Source organism: Rhodoferax sp. (assembly GCF_025354435.1).
GTDB lineage: Bacteria > Pseudomonadota > Gammaproteobacteria > Burkholderiales > Burkholderiaceae_C > Rhodoferax_B.
Genome location: NZ_JANXMU010000077.1, coordinates 1 through 18,068 on the forward strand (window position 1 = coordinate 1; position 18,068 = coordinate 18,068).

At 63.9% G+C, this 18,068-nt stretch carries 19 protein-coding genes; 15 read left to right on the forward strand and 4 right to left on the reverse strand.

Features of this window, described 5'->3' with window-relative positions; genetic code table 11:
* Window positions 1-121, reverse strand: a 121-nt coding sequence (locus Q0T48_RS19280; RefSeq protein ID WP_295960125.1) for an NAD-dependent epimerase/dehydratase family protein, incomplete at its 3' end; no start/stop codon positions are given.
* 40 nt (window positions 122-161) lie between these two features.
* Here Q0T48_RS19280 and Q0T48_RS19285 point away from each other — a divergent pair.
* The 3 genes from Q0T48_RS19285 to Q0T48_RS19295 all read left to right on the forward strand — a co-directional run bounded on the left by Q0T48_RS19285 (window position 162) and on the right by Q0T48_RS19295 (window position 3,082).
* Window positions 162-704 carry a DinB family protein gene (locus Q0T48_RS19285; RefSeq protein WP_295959800.1) on the forward strand — a complete coding sequence of 181 codons (543 nt, stop codon included), beginning with the start codon at window positions 162-164 and terminating at the stop codon, window positions 702-704.
* Between the two features lie 150 nt (window positions 705-854).
* A complete protein-coding gene (locus tag Q0T48_RS19290; protein WP_295959803.1) occupies window positions 855-2,039 on the forward strand; it encodes a YjgN family protein in 1,185 nt (394 codons plus the stop codon).
* Between the two features lie 2 nt (window positions 2,040-2,041).
* Window positions 2,042-3,082 (forward strand): M48 family metallopeptidase, encoded by a 1,041-nt coding sequence (locus Q0T48_RS19295; RefSeq protein WP_295959806.1) that lies wholly within the window; start codon window positions 2,042-2,044, stop codon window positions 3,080-3,082.
* Window positions 3,083-3,155: 73 nt separating this feature from the next.
* Here the strand turns inward: Q0T48_RS19295 and Q0T48_RS19300 are convergent, their stop codons facing one another.
* Complete coding sequence (locus Q0T48_RS19300; RefSeq protein WP_295959807.1) at window positions 3,156-4,073, reverse strand: LysR family transcriptional regulator; 918 nt, start codon at window positions 4,071-4,073, stop codon at window positions 3,156-3,158.
* A 100-nt stretch (window positions 4,074-4,173) separates the two neighbouring features.
* On the opposite strand from Q0T48_RS19300, the gene metE reads away from it, so the two are divergent.
* Window positions 4,174-6,492, forward strand: a complete 2,319-nt coding sequence (gene metE / locus Q0T48_RS19305; protein WP_295959811.1) for a 5-methyltetrahydropteroyltriglutamate--homocysteine S-methyltransferase — start codon at window positions 4,174-4,176, stop codon at window positions 6,490-6,492.
* 441 nt (window positions 6,493-6,933) lie between these two features.
* Window positions 6,934-7,452, forward strand: a complete 519-nt coding sequence (locus tag Q0T48_RS22090) for a uracil-DNA glycosylase (RefSeq protein ID WP_366888266.1) — start codon at window positions 6,934-6,936, stop codon at window positions 7,450-7,452.
* Between the two features lie 163 nt (window positions 7,453-7,615).
* On the opposite strand, the gene Q0T48_RS19310 is transcribed toward Q0T48_RS22090, so the two are convergent.
* A complete protein-coding gene (locus Q0T48_RS19310; RefSeq protein ID WP_295959813.1) occupies window positions 7,616-8,539 on the reverse strand; it encodes a LysR family transcriptional regulator in 924 nt (307 codons plus the stop codon).
* Window positions 8,540-8,639: 100 nt separating this feature from the next.
* Here Q0T48_RS19310 and Q0T48_RS19315 point away from each other — a divergent pair, with 100 nt between their 5' ends.
* A complete protein-coding gene (locus Q0T48_RS19315; RefSeq protein ID WP_295959817.1) occupies window positions 8,640-9,521 on the forward strand; it encodes a hypothetical protein in 882 nt (293 codons plus the stop codon).
* Here Q0T48_RS19315 and Q0T48_RS19320 read toward each other — a convergent pair.
* Window positions 9,511-10,341, reverse strand: coding sequence for an amidohydrolase family protein (locus Q0T48_RS19320; RefSeq protein WP_295959820.1), 831 nt, complete (start codon window positions 10,339-10,341; stop codon window positions 9,511-9,513). The two genes, Q0T48_RS19315 and Q0T48_RS19320, sit on opposite strands and share 11 nt — an antisense overlap.
* A 149-nt stretch (window positions 10,342-10,490) precedes the next feature.
* On the opposite strand from Q0T48_RS19320, the gene Q0T48_RS19325 reads away from it, so the two are divergent.
* The 9 genes from Q0T48_RS19325 to Q0T48_RS19365 all read left to right on the forward strand — a co-directional run bounded on the left by Q0T48_RS19325 (window position 10,491) and on the right by Q0T48_RS19365 (window position 18,061).
* Entirely contained in the window at window positions 10,491-11,420 is a 930-nt protein-coding gene (locus Q0T48_RS19325) for a ketopantoate reductase family protein (RefSeq protein WP_295959823.1), read from the forward strand.
* 23 nt (window positions 11,421-11,443) lie between these two features.
* A complete protein-coding gene (locus Q0T48_RS19330) occupies window positions 11,444-11,842 on the forward strand; it encodes a VOC family protein (protein WP_295959825.1) in 399 nt (132 codons plus the stop codon).
* A gap of 8 nt (window positions 11,843-11,850) precedes the next feature.
* Entirely contained in the window at window positions 11,851-12,324 is a 474-nt protein-coding gene (locus Q0T48_RS19335) for a MaoC family dehydratase (protein ID WP_295959828.1), read from the forward strand.
* 215 nt (window positions 12,325-12,539) lie between these two features.
* Window positions 12,540-13,760, forward strand: coding sequence for a CoA transferase (locus Q0T48_RS19340; protein ID WP_295959829.1), 1,221 nt, complete (start codon window positions 12,540-12,542; stop codon window positions 13,758-13,760).
* Window positions 13,761-13,771: 11 nt separating this feature from the next.
* Window positions 13,772-14,581, forward strand: a complete 810-nt coding sequence (gene aroE, locus Q0T48_RS19345; RefSeq protein WP_295959832.1) for a shikimate dehydrogenase — start codon at window positions 13,772-13,774, stop codon at window positions 14,579-14,581.
* A 100-nt stretch (window positions 14,582-14,681) separates the two neighbouring features.
* Window positions 14,682-15,458, forward strand: coding sequence for an SDR family oxidoreductase (locus Q0T48_RS19350; protein WP_295959836.1), 777 nt, complete (start codon window positions 14,682-14,684; stop codon window positions 15,456-15,458).
* Between the two features lie 201 nt (window positions 15,459-15,659).
* Complete coding sequence (locus tag Q0T48_RS19355) at window positions 15,660-16,109, forward strand: type II 3-dehydroquinate dehydratase (protein WP_295959838.1); 450 nt, start codon at window positions 15,660-15,662, stop codon at window positions 16,107-16,109.
* Between the two features lie 98 nt (window positions 16,110-16,207).
* Window positions 16,208-17,041, forward strand: a complete 834-nt coding sequence (locus tag Q0T48_RS19360) for a ThiF family adenylyltransferase (RefSeq protein ID WP_295959841.1) — start codon at window positions 16,208-16,210, stop codon at window positions 17,039-17,041.
* A 66-nt stretch (window positions 17,042-17,107) separates the two neighbouring features.
* Window positions 17,108-18,061: an AEC family transporter gene (locus tag Q0T48_RS19365; protein ID WP_295959844.1), complete on the forward strand. Its 954-nt coding sequence runs from the start codon at window positions 17,108-17,110 to the stop codon at window positions 18,059-18,061.
* Window positions 18,062-18,068: the final 7 nt, after the last annotated feature.

The window sequence follows — 18,068 nt, forward strand, 5'->3', positions numbered from 1 at the left end:
GGCCCTTATCAAGATTGCGCACCCACAGCGTGAGGCTATGGCCTTGCGCCAGCAGCATGCGGCACAGCGCCTGGCCTAAAAAACCGGTGCCGCCGGTAACGAGTATGTGGAGGGAAGGCATAGGGTGTTCAGTGTTAAAAATCCATGTTTGAATAGCCAATATGGAACCTACATTCTCTAACAACTACCAGTTTCTCGCCCGCTATAACCATTGGTTCAACCAGCGTTTGTACGCGGCTTGCGACGGGCTCAGCGGTGCGGTGCGCCAGCAGGACAACGGCGCATTCTTTGGCTCCATCCACCGCACGCTAAACCACCTGCTGGTGGCCGACCAAGTTTGGCTGCGGCGCTTTGTGGATTGCGGCATAGCACACGGTGCCGCTTGGCCGGTGCTCACCGATGCCATCCGCATGCCAGCCCAGCACCCGCTGAACCAGCCCCTGCACGCCGACTGGACCGCCCTGCGCGCCCACCGCGAAGCGCTAGACACCGCCATTGAAACCTGGCTGGCCGATGCGCCCGCCGACATGCCGGGCTGGACCATGGTCTACGCCAACTCCAAAGGCACGCAGCGCCAGCATCCGATGTGGCAGGCACTGACGCATTTCTTCAACCACCAGACGCACCACCGCGGGCAGGTGACCACCCTGCTGTCGCAACAGGGCGTGGACGTAGGGGTGACGGATTTGATTGCGCTGGTGTAGACCGCGCTATCACTTTACACAAATACTCTCATTTTGATAGCATAATGTGTAGGCCGAAATTACGCCATCTCCATATCTGCATACAAAACTGAATGTAAAGACCATAGGGCAGCGCGTTACATTGAGAGCCTCCTAACGCTGTTGTCCACCATGACCGAACCGCACTTCGCCGACACCCACCCCATGGCTCTGCCGGCGGCCAGCCCCCAAGCCACCCGCGCCACCCCGCTGGGCATCCGCTTCACCAGCTCGGGCAGCGAATACTTTCGTATCTGGATCGTCAACCTGCTGCTGACCTTGGTGACGCTGGGTATCTACCACCCCTGGGCCAAGGTGCGGCGGCTGCGCTACTTTTATGGCAACACCCTGGTGGACGGCGCGGCGCTGGACTTCCATGGCAACCCCAAGAAGATGCTCAAAGGATCGGCGCTGGTAGCCGTGTTGTTTGGCCTGTATTCCCTGGCAGGCCAGTTTTCGCCGATGGCGGGGCTGATCGCACTGGTGCTCGTGGCAGTGATTGCACCGGCACTGGTGCGCGCGTCCATGCAATTCCGGCTGGCCAATACCAGTTGGCGCGGTCTGCGCTTTCGCTTCACAGGCAGCATGCCCGAGGTCTACCGGGCCGTGTTACCGCTGTACGCGCCCGCTGTGCTGATGGTGGCCCTAGTGACTTTTGCCGCACCGGATGCCGCACACCCCACGATTTCGCTGTGGTTCCTGCAGTTCATACTGGTCATGGTGGTGCTAGCGCTGGCCATCCAACCCTGGACCTTCTGGAAGCTGAAACAGTACCAGCACAACCACTATGCACTGGCCACACAGCAAACCCGCTTCACCGCCACACCCGGCTCTATTTACATACTTGGTTTAAAAATTTTGGGTGTCCTGCTACTGGCCATCGCGGTACCTGCGGCGATGACGGTCCAAGCCATCGATAAGCTCGCCCAAACCCGTTCCCTATCTGCAGGAGTGACGGCATTTTTACTGGTTATTTTTATGCTGTTTGTCATGCTGGCAGCGGTAAAACCCTACGCTATTTCGCGCACGCAAAATCTGGTGTGGAACCACACCCGCAGTGCTTCCCTGCAATTTCTCAGCGATTTGCGGTTCAAGCCGCTGCTCTGGTTGACGCTGAAAAACTGGCTGCTGATGCTGGTCACACTGGGCCTGTATTGGCCGTTTGCCGCCGTGGCCATGGCGCGGCTGCGGCTACAGGCCATGTCCATCCAAAGCGACATCGATATGAATACCCTGGTGGGCCAGCACGGCAGCGGCAGCAACGAAGCAGCGGGTGATGCGGCAGGCGATATGCTGGGCTTTGACCTGGGTCTGTAAAAGTGCCCACCCCGCCACTGCCTGCTACCTATTTCGACGGCCTGCAGGCCCGCCCCCACCCGGTCACACTGGACATCGCCGACGGCGCTTTGCACATCCACGGCGACGGCATTGCCCGCAGCGTGCCCCTGCACGGCGTGCGCTGGCCCGAGCGTACACGCCACGGCATGCGGGTCACGCATCTGGCCGACGGCGGCGAGCTGCACTGCGCCGACAGCGCTGCCTGGGATCGCTGGTACCTGTACCATGGCCAAAGCGAGTCGCTGGTGGTGCGCTTGCAGCAAAGCTGGCGCGGTGTGCTGGCCAGCCTGCTGGCCATGGTCGCGCTGCTGGTGGCGGTGCAACAGTGGGGCCTGCCGCTGGCTGCCCAGGCATCGCTGCTGGTACTGCCGCAAAGCGTGGATGTAACCCTGGGCGACACCACTTTGCTGGCAGTAGACCAGGACATGATGCGGCCCAGCCAGCTGCCACGGGCCGAACAAGCCCGCGTACAGGCAGCCTTTGCCCAAGCCGTAGCCCACTTACCGCCCGCCAGCGTGCCCGATTGGCAACTGGTGTTCCGTGCCAGCCACATCGGCCCCAACGCCCTGGCCTTGCCCGGTGGCACCATCATCATGACCGACGAAATGGTCTACCTGGTCGGGCGCGACACCGATGTATTGACCGCGGTGCTGGCCCACGAACTCGGCCACGTACAGCACCGCGACGGCGTGCGCATGCTGGTCCAGGTGACCTTGCTGGGCACCGTGGGCTCGCTGGTGCTGGGCGACTTCAGCACCTTGTTGGCAGGCACTACGGCCCTGCTCGGCCAAGCCGACTACTCTTGCGAAGCCGAGCACGCCGCCGACGTGGCCGCCGTGCAACTGCTGCAAGCCGCCCGCATCGACCCGGCCACCATGGTCACCCTGTTCGACAAACTGGCCGAGGCCCGCAAAGCCAAACATGCCGACACTTCAGAGCACTGGCTGGGGATTGCGTTTGCGTCCCACCCCAACGATGCGGAGCGGGTGCGGTTTTTCCAGCAGGCGGGCAAGGGACATTAGGTTTACAAGGTTTTTAGGCCTCTTGCGCTTATTCCACCTACGCTAGAAGCTATTTATTTCATAGCAAACACAGCTACAGCAACGCAATCCCCTTCAGGCTCAGAAAGCAGCTTTCGCGGGTGATCTGCACAAAGTCTTCCAGGTACGGTTTGGCCCCCTTGCTGCTAGCCGCGTACAGCCGCCCCGTCAGCCCCTGCGGCCCCACCGGACGCGCGACGACGTAGCCGCGGTCCAGATAACCCTGTACCGCCCACAGCGGCAGGGCCGCCAGCCCACGCCCACTGGCCACTAGCTGCAGCATGGCGATGGTCAGCTCGGTGGTGCGGCGGGCCACGCGCACCCCGGCGGGCTCCAGCACCTGGCGCACGATGTCCAGCATCTCGTCGGGCACCGGGTAGGTGATCAGGGTCTGGTCGGCAAAGTCCTCGGCGACCAGGTAGGGCTTGGCGGCCAGCGAGTGGCTGTGGGCCAGCAGCGCGCGGATCTCGAAGCTGAACAGCGGGTGGTAGTCCACCGCCTCGGTCGCGTCCAGCTCGGAGACGATGGCCACGTCGGCGCGGTTCTGGTGGATCAGACCAATGGGGTCGGCGTGGAACCCGGAGACGATGTCCAGCTCTACCTCGGGCCAGCGGTGGCGGAACGCGTCCATGGCGGGCATCAGCCAGTCGAAACAGGTGTGGCATTCCACGGCGATGCGCAACTGGCCGGTCTGGCCGTCCAGCAGGCGGGCCACGTCGCGCTCGGCCTCGGCTATTTGCGGCAACAGCGTATCGGCCAGCGCCAGCAGCCGCAGCCCCGCCGCGCTGAACTGCGGCGGCACAGATTTGCGCTCGAACAGTGCCGCGCCGTAGCGATCTTCCAGCAGCTTGACCTGGTGCGACAGCGCCGATTGGGTGAGGTTGAGCAACTGCGCTGCCCGCACCAGGCTGCCCGCATCGCGTAGCGCCACCAGGGTGCGCAGGTGGCGAAATTCCAAGGGCGACTGCATCATTAGTATTTTTCACGTTAATGTCTAAAAACTTTCGTTTGAATAATAAACGAGATTCCGGGACCATCGCTGTCATTCCCATCCACACAGAAAGACGGCTTCCATGGCGACCCACATCCATACCCTCGGCTTCCCCCGCATGGGCGCACACCGCGAGCTCAAGTTCGCCCTGGAAAGCCACTGGCGTGGCGACAGCAGCGCAGCCGAACTCGAAGCCGTGGGCTCCGAGCTTCGCGCCCGCCACTGGGCGGTGCAGCGCGATGCGGGACTGGACTATGTGACGGTGGGCGACTTCGCCTGCTACGATCACGTGGCCAACCACATCCAGCTGCTGGGCTGCGAACCGGCACGCTTTGGCTTCAGCGGCGCGGAGCCCGAACTGGCCCGCTACTTCGCCATGGCCCGGGGCCTGAACCCCAACCACGACCCCAGCGCAGATTGCAGCTGTGCCCACGCATCCACCCAGGGCCAGCCCGCGCTGGAGATGACCAAGTGGTTTGACACCAACTACCACTACCTGGTGCCCGAGTTTTCCGCCGCCACCCGTTTCCATCTCGCGTCCGAGCGATTGTTTGACGAGGTCGCCCAGGCCAAACAGGCAGGCCACCCGGTCAAGGCCGTGCTGCTCGGCCCCCTGAGCTTTTTGTGGCTGGGCAAGGCTGCCGACTGCGACCGGCTCACTTTGCTGGACGGCATGTTGCCCGTCTATGAAACCATCCTGGCCCGTCTCAAAACCCTGGGTGCCGACTGGGTGCAGATCGACGAGCCCATCCTCGGCCTGGACCTGCCCGATGCCTGGCGCCACGCCTTCGCGCCCGCCTACTGGCAACTGGCGCGCAGCGGTGCGCAACTGCTGCTGGCCACCTACTTCTCGCCCCTGCAAGACAACCTGCGCCTGGCCTGCCAGTTGCCCGTGGCCGGGCTGCACGTAGACGCAATGCGCGCCCCCGAAGAGCTGGTAGGAGTAGCCGACTGGCTGCCCGCGCACAAAGTGCTGTCGGTCGGCATCGTGGATGGCCGCAACATCTGGCGCACCGACCTGGATGCCGCCCTGGCCCGCCTGCGCCCGGTGGCCGACAAGCACCAGGGCCCGCTGTGGCTGGCCCCGTCGTGCTCATTGCTGCACGTGCCCTACAGCCTGGGGGCAGATGCCACGCAAGACGCGGAAGTCGGCACCTGGCTGGCGGGCGCGGTAGAAAAGCTGGCCGAGCTGCGCACCCTGCAAGCCGTGCTGGATGGACAGGATGCCAGCGCAGCACTCGCGGACAACCGCGCCGCCGGCCTGTCGCGCCGCACCAGCCCCCGCGTGCACCGCGCCGACGTGGCCCTGCGCCTGGCCCGCGCCACCGCCGATGACGACCGCCGCACCACGTCCTTCCCCCTGCGCCAAACGCAGCAAAGCCAGCACCTCAATCTACCCCTGCTGCCCACCACCACCATCGGCTCGTTTCCACAGACAGGCGAGATCCGCGCCGCCCGCGCCGCCTTCAAACGAGGTACTTTGGATGCCGCCCACTACCGCGCCCAGATGGAGCTAGAAATCACCCACGCCGTGCGCCAGCAGGAAGCCCTGGGCCTGGACGTATTGGTCCACGGCGAGGCCGAGCGCAACGACATGGTCGAATACTTTGGCGAGCAGTTGGACGGCTTTGCCTTCACCGCCAACGGCTGGGTGCAGTCCTATGGCTCCCGCTGCGTCAAGCCGCCCATCCTGTTTGGCGACGTGGCCCGCCCCGCGCCCATGACGGTAGGCTGGACCGTGTACGCCCAAAGCCTCACCACACGCCCCATGAAAGGCATGCTCACCGGCCCCATCACCATCCTGCAATGGTCGTTTGTGCGCGACGACCAGCCGCGCAGCAGCACCGCCCACCAAATCGCCTGGGCCATCCGCGACGAGGTGCAAGACCTGGAGCGCGCCGGCATCCGCCTGGTGCAGATCGACGAGCCCGCCCTGCGTGAAGGCCTACCCCTGCGCCGCACAGGCTGGGCGGCGTACCTCGACTGGGCCACCCGCGCCTTCCGCACCACCGCCAGCGGCGTGGCGGATGCCACACAAATCCACACCCACATGTGCTACGCCGAGTTCAACGACATCCTGCCCGAGATTGCCGCCATGGATGCCGACGTGATCACCATCGAGACCAGCCGCTCCGGCATGGAGCTGCTGCAAGGCTTTGGCGACTTTGCCTACCCCAACGGCATCGGCCCAGGCGTGTACGACATCCACTCCCCCCGCGTGCCCACGGTAGACGCGATGGTCGCCCTGCTCCGCAAAGCCGCCAGCGTGGTGCCGGTGGAGCGCCTGTGGATCAACCCCGACTGCGGGCTGAAGACCCGCGGCTGGAGCGAGACGCAGGCGGCGCTGGGGAATATGGTGCAGGCGGCGCGGCAACTGCGGGAAGAGCTGACGCAGGTTTGATGGCAAAAATAGCCTCTAGTGTTGGCACATCCATACAGCCACCCACCCGCTGGAGGCCGCCGCCCGCCGCTCCGGTGTGGAATACGCGCTACCGATCACGATTAGCGAGAACACCGTGATGTGCGCGGGCAGCGTGGTCACCAAGGATTTGCCCGCTAATGTGGTGGCGGCGGGGAATCCGTGCCGGGTGATGCGGGCGTTGTAGGAATGCTATCTAAATAGCAGCAGATTACGCTGATTAAATAAGCATTGGCAGCTTCTTTTTATGCGCTCATCAGCGCCAATTGAAATGCATTTTTGCAGTTAGAGTGACTCTTTGAAATCGTAATATTTGCGGGATACATCAGGTCAGATGCAATGAGTAAAAAACTTTCCTCGACACAACTCCTCGGTTCGCAACAAGGGATTGATGAGCGTCTTAAGCTTCTAAAAGCCCCCCATATGGCCCGCTTGGTCCAATTTAGAGAGCAACTTACAGAGGACGCTCCCACACACGTCCCGCACTTCGATCCGCTCGATGGCGGTGTGCGGGCACGCTGCCTACTGCTTCTTGACTCCCCTGGTCGACGTTCAGCAGATTCCGGCTCGACAACGGTCGTAGGGACTGGCTTCGTGTCCCGGGACAACCCCGACCCCACAGCAGACAACCTACGTGCAGCCACGCTTCAAATGGGTTTGCCGCGTGACGCAACTGTTCTATGGAACACGGTACCTTGGTACCTCGGCGACGCGAACAAGCTCGCCCCAACGGTCGCCGCCAACTGGCACGCTGCCATGCCTGCGCTTAGGCAACTCGTTCTTCTACTGCCGGAGTTGCAGGTCGTAATACTGCTTGGCCGGAAAGCCGAACGCGCAGAGAAAAATGCTTCGATCGGAGTTCGCTTCGCTGACCGTTCTGAAGTGCCCACATACAGGGAATCAGGCATACAACCATGCTCACCTGAAGATCAAGGTTCTTGATGAACTAAGCGTAGCCGCACGCCACCTGGGTTTCAAAAGCGTCTAGTCGTCACTAAGCGAATATGCCTACAGTACGTCAGGCACCGTCTGTCCTCTATTTAAAATAGTAGCTACTAGCGTAGGTGGAATATGCGCTAGCGGCACTTTTTTCTTAAATTTATCCTCACCGGCTATCCATAAACAACTCCGCCACCACCCCGCGCAGCCAGCGGCTGGCCGCATCGTGGTGGTAGCGCACATACCAGTACTGCTTCACCGTAAACGGCGGTATCGGCAGCGGGCACGCCTGCACGCGCAGACCGGCGGCCTGGGCCAGGGTTTCACCAATCTGGCGCGGCAACGTGGCGACCAGGTCGTTGTTGGACAGGATGGCGGCCAGGCCCAGAAAGCCGGGCAGCTCCAGCAGCACGCGGCGCTCTACGCCCAGGGCTTTGAGGGTGCTGTCCAGCAACTGGTAGCCGGTGCCCGAGACGATGCCGATGTGCGATTCGGCCAGATAGTCTTGCAGGGTGAAGGTGTTGCCAATGCGCGGGTGGCGGGCATTGCACAGGCAGATCCAGTCCTGGCCGAACAGGCTTTGCTGGTAAAAGCCCGCCTCTTGCCCGGCCTCTAGGCCGCGCACCAGGCCCAGGGCCAGATCGGCCTCGCCGGACTGCAGGGCAGGCACCAGGCTGGCATCGATGGTGGCGGCCTCCAGCCGGACCTGCGGGGCCAGGGCGCGCACGTGCGAAAACAGGCGCAGCAGCAGGGTGACGTGGCTGGCGTCGGTCATGAAGATGCGGAACTCGCGCCGCGAGATGGCGGGGTCGAACACGGCTTCGGATTCGGACAGACGGCGCAGGCCCTCCAGCACCTCGCGCACGGTGGCGATCAGGCCGTCGGTGCGGGGTGTGGGCTGCATGCCATCGGGCGTGCGCACAAACAGCGGGTCATTGAACTGGGTGCGCAGCCGCCCCAGCCAGATGCTGACGGTGGGCTGGCTCTGGCCCAGTTGCTCGGCCGACTTGGTGACGCTGCGCGTGGTGTAGAGCAGGTCCAGCAAGCGCAGCAGCTTGGGCTCCAGCAGGGTGGGATCGGTGTCGGCCATAAAGAATCTAAATGCTGGTTATTGCAGGCATTGCGGTGTAAGTATAGGTATGCAGCGCACGGGATACTGCCAAAATAGCGGCCTAACCACCTACTCCAGCATGCACAACCCATTCAACCGCGCCACCGAAGATGTGGGCAACATTGTCGAATTCGGCCACGTCAACCTGCGCGTGGCCAACCAGCAGCAGGCCATCATCTTCTACGCCATGGGCCTGGGTCTGACCCGCGACCCGTACCAGCGCGTGGGCATTGAAAACGCCTGGATGAACATCGGCAGCAGCCAGTTCCACCTGCCCACCGGCCGCGCCGAAGTACTGCGCGGCGTGGTAGGCCTAGTGATGCCCGACCTGGACGCGCTGCTGGCGCGACTGGGCCAGATTGCGCCGCTGCTCAACGGCACGCAGTTCAGCTTCGAGCGCCACGGCGAGGTGGTGCTGGCCACCTGCCCCTGGGGCAACCGCATCCACGTGCACGCGCCCGACCCGGCGCAGTTTGGCCCGCTGTTGCTGGGCATGCCGTATGTGGAGGTGGACTGCGCGCTTGGCACGGCGGCAGGGATTGCGCGGTTTTACGCCGAGATTCTGGGTGCACCGGGCAGCGTGCGCGAAGACGGGCGCGGCGCGTTTGCACGCATCCCCATGGGCCTGTGGGGCTATCTGGTGTTCCGCGAAACCGCGCGCCCCCTGCCTGCCTACGACGGCCACCATGTACAAATCAGCGTGGCCGATTTCTCTGGCCCGCACCAGCGACTGCTGGCGCGCGGGCTGGTCACCGAAGAAAGCAGCCAGAGCCAGTACCGCTTCCAGGACATTACCGATCTGGATACCGGCCGCGTGCTGGCCACGCTGGAGCACGAGGTGCGCGGCATGCGGCACGCCTCCTTCGCCCGCCCCCTGGTGAACCGCAACCTGGCCAACCACGGCGATGCCTACGTGCCGGGCTGGGAAGATACGGCTTGGCTGCGGCCCCCTAGCCCGTAAAGCCGAACAGGCGGCGCGGCGTGTCCCACTGCATGGCCTGCCTTGCCGCCGCATCGGGCACCAAGCGGTCGAACAGCGCCAGCAGAGGGCCGTAGTCGATGCGCTCGGGTGCCCGCAAAAACGGCCAGTCCGAAGCCCACACCAGCGACTGCGGCGTATACGCACCCACCAGCGCCTGCGCGAACGGCCCGGCATCCGAATACGGAAACGGCTGCACCGAGGTTTTCACCAAGCTGGAAACCTTCACTACCGCACGGCCCGTCTCGGCCAGTCCCAGCAGCGCCTGGAACCCGGCCTGGCCCACGCCCGCTGTGGAGTTGGGGCGGCCACAGTGGTCAAACAGCAGGCGCGCACCGCTGTCGACCAGCAGGGGTTTCAGGGCCACCAGTTCATCGTGCTGCACCTGCACTTGCGCCCACATGTCCAACTGGCGCAAACGCTCCAGCAAGGGACCGGCATCGCGGTAGTAGTCCACGCCCAGCAAAGCCACGTTCAGCGTCACACCCACCACGCCTGCGGCCTGCAGATCCTGCAGTTCCGCCAAGCTGGTGTCCAGCGGCACCACCGCTACGCCCTTGAAGCGACCTGCGCTGTGGACCACCGCGTCGAGCAGGCAACGGTTGTCAAAGCCATAGCCTGAATTGGGGCCAACGATCAGCGCATGGCTCACGCCGTGGGCATCGAGCGTGTGCCCTAGTTGCGCGGCGGTGGCGATCTCGTGCCCAGCGGGCTTGTAGAAGTTGTCTTGCGGGTACGGAAAACGGGCCGGATCGAAGATGTGTACATGGCAGTCGATCTTGGGGTGTACTGGGGTGTCCACAGAATGCTCCTTTGGTTTTGTACCAGATTGTCCATCCTGAATCGACCTGCATCTACATTGCCAAAAGCAATGCAATGTATTGCCTGCATTGCATTTACAGCATGATGACCAAAACCTACGATCTGCCTCCATAGATACGGGAGACGGTAGTGAAAATTTGCATTGTGGGCGCGGGGGCCTTGGGCTGTGCCATCGGTGGCGTGCTGGCGGAAGCCGGGCACGCGGTATGGCTGATCAACCGGGGCCAGGCGCAGGTGGATGCCTTGCGCCACCACGGGCTGACCCTGCGTGAAAACGGTGTGGACCGCCAGGTCGCCGTGCACGCCGCCACCCGCAGCGCCGAGATAGACGGTACGGTGGACCTGGTCATCGTGCTGGTCAAGTCCTTCCACACCTTCGAAGCTATTGACTCTGCACGCTGCATCGTCGGGCCTGACACCGTGGTGCTGTCGCTGCAAAACGGACTGGGCCACGAGGACGTGCTGGCCGAGGTAGTGGGCCGCCAGCATGTGCTGGCCGGTAAAACCTATGCCGGTGGCGTGATGCTAGCCCCCGGCCATGTGCTGGTGGGCACCCAAGGCAAAGAAACCCTGATCGGCGAGCTCGACGGCCAGGTGTCCGACCGGGCCACCGCGATTGCCGCCGCCTTCAACCAGGCCGGGCTAATCACCACCGTCAGCAACAACATCCTGGGCACCATGTGGGACAAGCTGTTGGTCAACGTGGCCACCGGTGCCTTGAGCGGCATCACCCGCCTGACGTACGGCGACCTCTACGCCGTACCCGAAGTCGAAGCCTACGCCGTGGCCGCCGTAGCCGAGGCGATGGCGGTGGCCAAGGCCGCAGGCATCCAACTGACCAGCACCGAGCCGCGCCAGGCCTGGGTGAAAGCCGCCGACGGCCTGCCCGCTGCGTTCAAGGCATCCATGCTGCAAAGCCTGGAAAAAGGCTCGGTCACCGAGATCGATTTTGTGAACGGCGCCGTGGTGCGCTGGGGCGTGAAGTACGGCGTGCCCACCCCTGTCAACCAGGCCCTGGTGGCCTGCATCAAAGGCATTGAGCGTGGATTGCCCCGCTGACCATTTACCAAGAGACAAAACCCATGACCCAAAAATCTTTTGTAGAGCACGTCGCCATGCGCGTCCAAGACATCCAGTGGCACATCCGCTTCTTCTACGAGGTGCTGGGCATGGACGTGCGCGAGATCGACGGCCCCGCCGATGCCCCGAACCAGTACTGGACGCTGGGCGGCATGCAGTTGATGAGCACGCCGGGCTTCACTGCCCCGCCCAGCAACGACGCGGGCTGGCTGGCCCACCTCGGCATCATGGTGCAAGACCTGCCCGCCGCCCTGCAGGCTGCGCAGGCCTGGGGCGTGAATCCCCTGCCCCAGGGCAGCAACTGGCTGCAATTGCCCGACGGCCTGGCGATTGAGCTGATCCAGGCCAGCGGCACGTCCGTCGCCGACGTGCTCGCCATCAACCCCCGCGCAAAACTCTGAGCCCCACCATGATCATCCCCACACTCCACTTTCAGACCCCCGAAAAATATTGGGACGATGCCCAGGTCGGCGACAGCTGCACCAGCCCCACCTACCTCGTGACCGGTGAGCGCATCGATGCCTATGCCGAGATCACCGGCGACTACACCCCCGTGCACGTGGACGAGGCCTACGCCAACGCCTCGCACTTCGGCTGCCGCGTGGCCCATGGGCTGATGGGCCAGTCGGTGGCCGACGGCCTGAAGACGCAGAGCGAATACCGCTTTCTGCCCGGCATGTCGCTGGGCTGGACCTGGGACTTTTTGCTGCCCATCAAGATTGGCGACGTGCTGCACGTGCGCTTCACCGTGGGCAGCATGCGCGCCAGCAAAAGCAAACCCGGCTGGGGCATCGTGGTGCTGCCGTCCGAACTGCTGAACCAGCACGACCAGGTGGTGCAAAAAGGCGAACACCGCCTCATGGTGCCGCGCCGTCCCGCGTGATGGAACAGCCCCAGGCTTGCGCACTGCGTGTCGCAGCGCCCCCCCCTTGCAGGGGGCAGCAGCAGCAGCCTGGCAAAGCCAGCTCTGCGCTGTTCACGAAAAGGCTTCGCTGCGCTCGCCTTCGGACTGCAAAAGCGAACCCTTTGCTTCGACATTCATCGTTACTAATTTCATAGCTACCTGTGTAGGCCGCACCTGCGCTAGAAGGACATTTCATGCCTAAAAACACCCAAGCCCTGCCGTTGGCCGGTTTCCGCGTGGTCGATTACAGCCACTTCCTGGCCGGGCCCTACCTGAGCCGCTGCCTGGCCGCCCTGGGCGCGGACGTGATCAAGGTGGAGCGGCCCAAGGCAGGCGATGCCGGGCGCGCCCACGCTTACTTCATCCAGGGCCAGAGTGGCTACTTTTTGCAGCAGAACATGGGCAAGCAGGGCCTGTGCATCAACCTCAAAGACCCGCGCGGCCTGGCGCTGATGCACAAGCTCACCGACGGTGCCGACGTGTTTGTCGAAAACTACCGCCCCGGCGCGCTGACCAAGCTGGGCCTGGGCTACGACGAGCTGTCCACCCGCAACCCCGGCCTGGTGTACTGCTCCATCTCGGCCTACGGCCACACCGGGCCGGACGCGCACCGCGCCGGATTTGGCCTGATCGCCGAGGCCAAGAGCGGCATCATGGCCATGGTCGGCTCACCGGGCGAGGCACCGCCGCTGCTGCGTGTGTCGCTGGGCGACATGTACACCGGCATCCACGGCGTGGCGGCGGTGTGCGCGGCCCTGCTGGGTCGGGTGAAATCGGGCCGCGGCCAGCATATTGATTTGTCGCTGTACGACTGCCTGGTGTCCATGCACGACTACGCGGTGCAGTGCTACACCTTGTCGGGCGGCAAAGAAATGCCCGAGCAAACCGGCCATGACATGCCGCAAAGCACGCTGTACGGCGTGTTCACCGCCAGCAACGGCTACCTGGTGATTGCCGCACAGGTGGACGATGCCTGGAAGCGTTTTGCACTGTTGATCGGCGGCGAGGCGCTGGCGGCCGACACGCGCTTTCATACCTCCGCCGGGCGCAATGCCCACCGGGTGGAAATCCTGGCCCTAGCCAAGGCCTGGGTGGCCGCCCGCAGCGTGGCCGAAGTGTTGTCGGCGCTGGATGCCATCGACGTGCCGAGCGCCAAGGTGCAAAACATCGAAGAGGTCTTGAACGACCCGCAGATCGTGGCCCGCAACATGGTCATCGAACAAGACCACCCGGTGCTGGGCAAGATCCGCATGCCCAACCTGCCGTTCCGCTTCTCCGACTGCGACACCTTGCCCCAAAGCGTCGCCCCCCGCATGGGCCAGCACAACCGCGAGATCGCTGCGGGCCTGGGCTACAGCGCCGAAGAGATCGACGCGCTGCTGGCGGCAGGCGTGCTCTACGCATCCGAAGACTAAAAGGAAAAACCATGACAGATCAATACGCCGTCATTGGCAACCCTATCAGCCACACCAAGTCGCCGTTCATCCACGGCAGCTTTGCCAGCACCACGGCGCAAGACCTGGTCTACACCGCCATAGAAGGCCCGCTGGACGGCTTTGCCGCCGCCGTGGATGCGTTTCGCGCCGCGGGCGGCCAGGGGATGAACATCACCGCGCCGTTCAAGCTGGATGCCTTCCGCTACGCCACCGAACTGACAGAGCGGGCCCGGCGCGCCGGGGCCGTCAACGCCATGAAGTTTGTGGGCGAGCGCGCCTATGCCGACAACTTTGACGGCGTGGGCCTGGTGCGCGACATCACCCACAACCTGGGCTGTGCCTTGCAAGGCCAGCGCGTGCTGCTGCTGGGCGCAGGCGGCGCGGCACGCGGGGCGCTGCTGCCGTTTCTGGAACAGAACCCGGCCCAGTTGGTCATCGCCAACCGCACCCTGGCCACGGCGCAGGCGATGACTGAGGGCACTTCGGCCACGGTCTGCAACTACGGCGATCTGGCGGGGCAAACCTTCGACATCGTCGTCAACGCTACCTCGGCCAGCCTGCGTGCCGAGTTGCCGCCCGTGCCCGCCAGCGTGTTCGCCCAGGCCCGGCTAGCCTATGAACTGGCCTATGGCAAAGGCCTGACCCCGTTTCTGCGGCTGGCGCACAACGCCGGGGTGGCGCAGCGGGCCGATGGCGTGGGCATGCTGGCCGAGCAAGCCGCCGAGGCCTTTGCCTGGTGGCGCGGCGTGCGGCCGGACACTGCGGTGGTAATTGCCCAACTGACGATTCCGCTGGTGTGATCGCTCCCGGCAACACCGTGCCGAAGGCATGCCCCGCCCGCCGCAAGGGGCTAGGCACGCGCGCCACAATGGCCCACTTTTAACCGTTGGAGACCCCGCGATGGACCTGCATCTACGCCACAAAAACGTACTCATCACCGGCGGCAGCAAGGGCATTGGCCTGGCCTGCGCGCAGTTGTTTCTGCACGAAGGCGCGCGCGTGGCCATCGTGTCGCGTTCGCAGGCCAACCTGGACGCGGCCAAAGCAGTGTTGGGCGACTGCTGGTGCATGGCGGTTGACCTGACAGACGCATCCGCCGCGGCCGCCACGGTGGAACGGGTCGAGGCCGAATTTGGCCCGCTCGACATTCTGGTCAATAGCGCCGGAGCCGCCCAGCGCACCAACGCCACCGACCTGACCCCCGCCGCCTGGCGCGCCGCCATGGATGCCAAGTATTTTTCGTACATCCACGTGATCGACCCGGTCATCAAGCGCATGGCGGCACGCGGCACGGGGGCCATCGTGAATGTGATCGGCAATGGCGGCAAAATTCCCTCGCCCACCCACCTGGCCGGGGGTGCCGCCAATGCTGCCCTGATGCTGGCCACGGCGGGCCTGGCGCTGGCTTATGCGCCCCAGGGCGTGCGCGTGGTGGGGCTGAACCCCGGCCTGACCAACACCAGCCGCGTTGCCGAAGGCATGCAGGCCGAAGCTCAACGTGCCGGGGTGTCCGAGGCCGAGGCCTTGCAGCGCATGGTCGCCAAAATGCCCCTGGGCCGCATGGCCGAGCCCGAGGAGATTGCCGACCTAGTGGTGTTCGCCGCATCCGAGCGCGGCCGCTACCTCACAGGGGCCAACATCACGGTGGATGGTGCCGGTGCGCCCACGGTGGTGTAGCCTTGAATTGCTATTTAAAATATAGCTACTAGTGTAGGTAATATATGCGCTAGATGCATATTTAATGCTTATTCTCAAACTTGCCGCAAGGGTAATCCCTAGGCTCCACATAATTAACCAGTTGGTACATTCACGGGTTTGGGCCTGCTGCGCTAGGCCTAACCGTTTGTATTTCCCCCATTTCAACGTCCAGGAAACCCCATGAAAATCGTCATGCTCCACGGCATCAACCACAACATGTTTGGCAAGCGCGACCCCAAGCAGTACGGCACCATCACGCTGGACGAGATCAACGCAAGCCTGTCGGCCTTGGGCCAGGAACTGGGTGCCACGGTGGAGGCTTTTCAAACCAACAGCGAAGCCGCCATGTGCGAGCGCATCCACCAGGCCTACACCGACGGCGCCGATGCGGTGCTGATCAACGCCGGGGCCTGGACGCACTACAGCTACGGCATCCGCGACGCGCTGGCTATCCTGACCTGCCCCATCGTCGAGCTGCACATGTCCAATATCCACGCCCGCGAAGCCTTCCGCCACGTCTCGGTGTTCGCCGAAATCGTCAAGGGCCAGATCTGCGGCTTTGGCGTGGACAGCTACCTGCTGGGCCTGCGCGCCGGCGTGTCGGCCGCCCAGGCAGCCAAGAGCGCCTAAAGGCCATTTGCTATATAAAAAATAGCTACTTGTGTAGTATTCATATGCGCTAGAAGCCTTTTTTTTATATATTTTCAACCCACATCCAAGAGCACAAAATGATCAGCGGCAAGACAGAAATCATCGCCCACATCGGCTTCCCCACCCACGCCTTCAAGGCGCCGATGATCTACAACCCCTACTTCGACCCGGCCGGTATCGACGCGGTGGTGGTACCCATGGGTTGCAAAACCGAGGACTACCCGGCCTTTTTGAAGGCCGTGTTCAGCCTGCAAAACATCCGCGGCGCGCTGATCACCATGCCGCACAAGGTCACCACCGTGGGCCTGCTGGACGAGGTGTCGCCCACGGCCCGCATTGCCGGTGCCTGCAACGCCGTGCGGCGTAACGCCGACGGCAAGCTCATCGGTGACATGTTCGATGGCGAGGGTTTTGTGCGCGGCGTGCAGCGCAAGGGCTTGCAGGTCACTGGCATCCGCGCGCTGGTGGTGGGCTGTGGCGGCGTGGGCTCGGCCATCGCGGCATCGCTGGCGGCCGCCGGAGTCAGCGCCCTGCAGTTGTTCGATGCCTACACCCCGTCCATGGAAGGCCTGGCCACCCGCCTGCGCGAGCACTACCCCGCGCTGCTGGTCGAAACCGGCTCCAACGACCCCGCAGGCTGCGACCTGGTGGTCAACGGCACGCCCATGGGCATGAACGACGGCGACCCGCTGCCCATGGACGTGGACCGCATCGCGCCCACCACCTTTGTCGGCGAAGTGGTGATGAAGTCCGAAATGACCGCCTTTCTGCGTGCCGCCGTAGCCCGCGGCTGCCCGGTGCAGGTGGGCACCGACATGCTGTTCGAGCAGATTCCGGCCTACCTGGAATTCTTTGACCTGCCCACCACCACGCCCGAAGTGCTGCGCGCGGTGGCCACGCTGAAATACTGATCGACCTGCTCTGGCTCGCTCTCCCCAGCATGGGAAAGGGGCGAGGAAGGGGCTGAACCCCATCCCATGCTCCAAATCCTTGCCATTACCGCGCCCATCTACCTGATCATCGCGGCGGGCTATCTGTCTGTGCGCTACGGCCTGTTCAGCAAACCCGACATGCGGGTGTTGGGCCGCTTTGTCGTCAACTTCTGCCTGCCAGCGCTGATTTTCAACGCCCTGTCCAAACGCCCGCTGGCCGAGGTGCTCAACGGCCCCTACCTGCTGGCCTACGCCGGTGGCTCGCTGGCGGTGGTAACGCTGGCCATGCTGGTGGGGCGGCGGCTGCGCGGGCAAACCATGCCGCTGGCCACCATGCAAAGCCTGGGCATGGCGGCCTCGAACAGCGGCTTTGTGGGCTACCCCATCGTGCTGCAGTTGCTGGGCCCCACAGCCGGCGTGGCGCTGGCGCTGACCATGCTGGTCGAGAACCTGCTCATCCTGCCGCTGTGCTTTGCCATGGCCGACAACGAGGGCCAGGATGCCGCCCGGCGCTGGCACCACACCCTGTTCATCAGCCTGCGCAACCTGCTGAAAAACCCCATGGTGCTGGCCATCCTGGCGGGCTTTGTTTTCGCCCTGCTGGACCTGCACCTGCCTGCCGTGCTGGCGCAGACCGTGCAGATCGTGGCCACTGCGTCCAGCCCTGTAGCACTGTTCGTCATCGGCGGCAGCCTGGTCGGCCTGAAGCTGGCCGGGATGCGCCGCGACCTGGCCTGGGTGGCCACAGGCAAGCTCATCCTGCACCCGCTGGCGGTGTTCACCTTGCTGTGGCTGCTGCCGCCCATTGCCCCGGAGCTGCGCGTCGCCGCCGTGCTGTTTGCCGCCATGCCCATGCTGAGCATCTACCCGGTGGTGGCCCAGAAATACGGGCTGGAAGGCTTCACCGCCGCAGCCCTGCTGGTGACCACCGTGGCCTCGTTTTTCAGCATCAGCACCTTGCTGTGGGCCATGCACCACCTGCTGGGCTGGACGGCTTGAGTTTTTT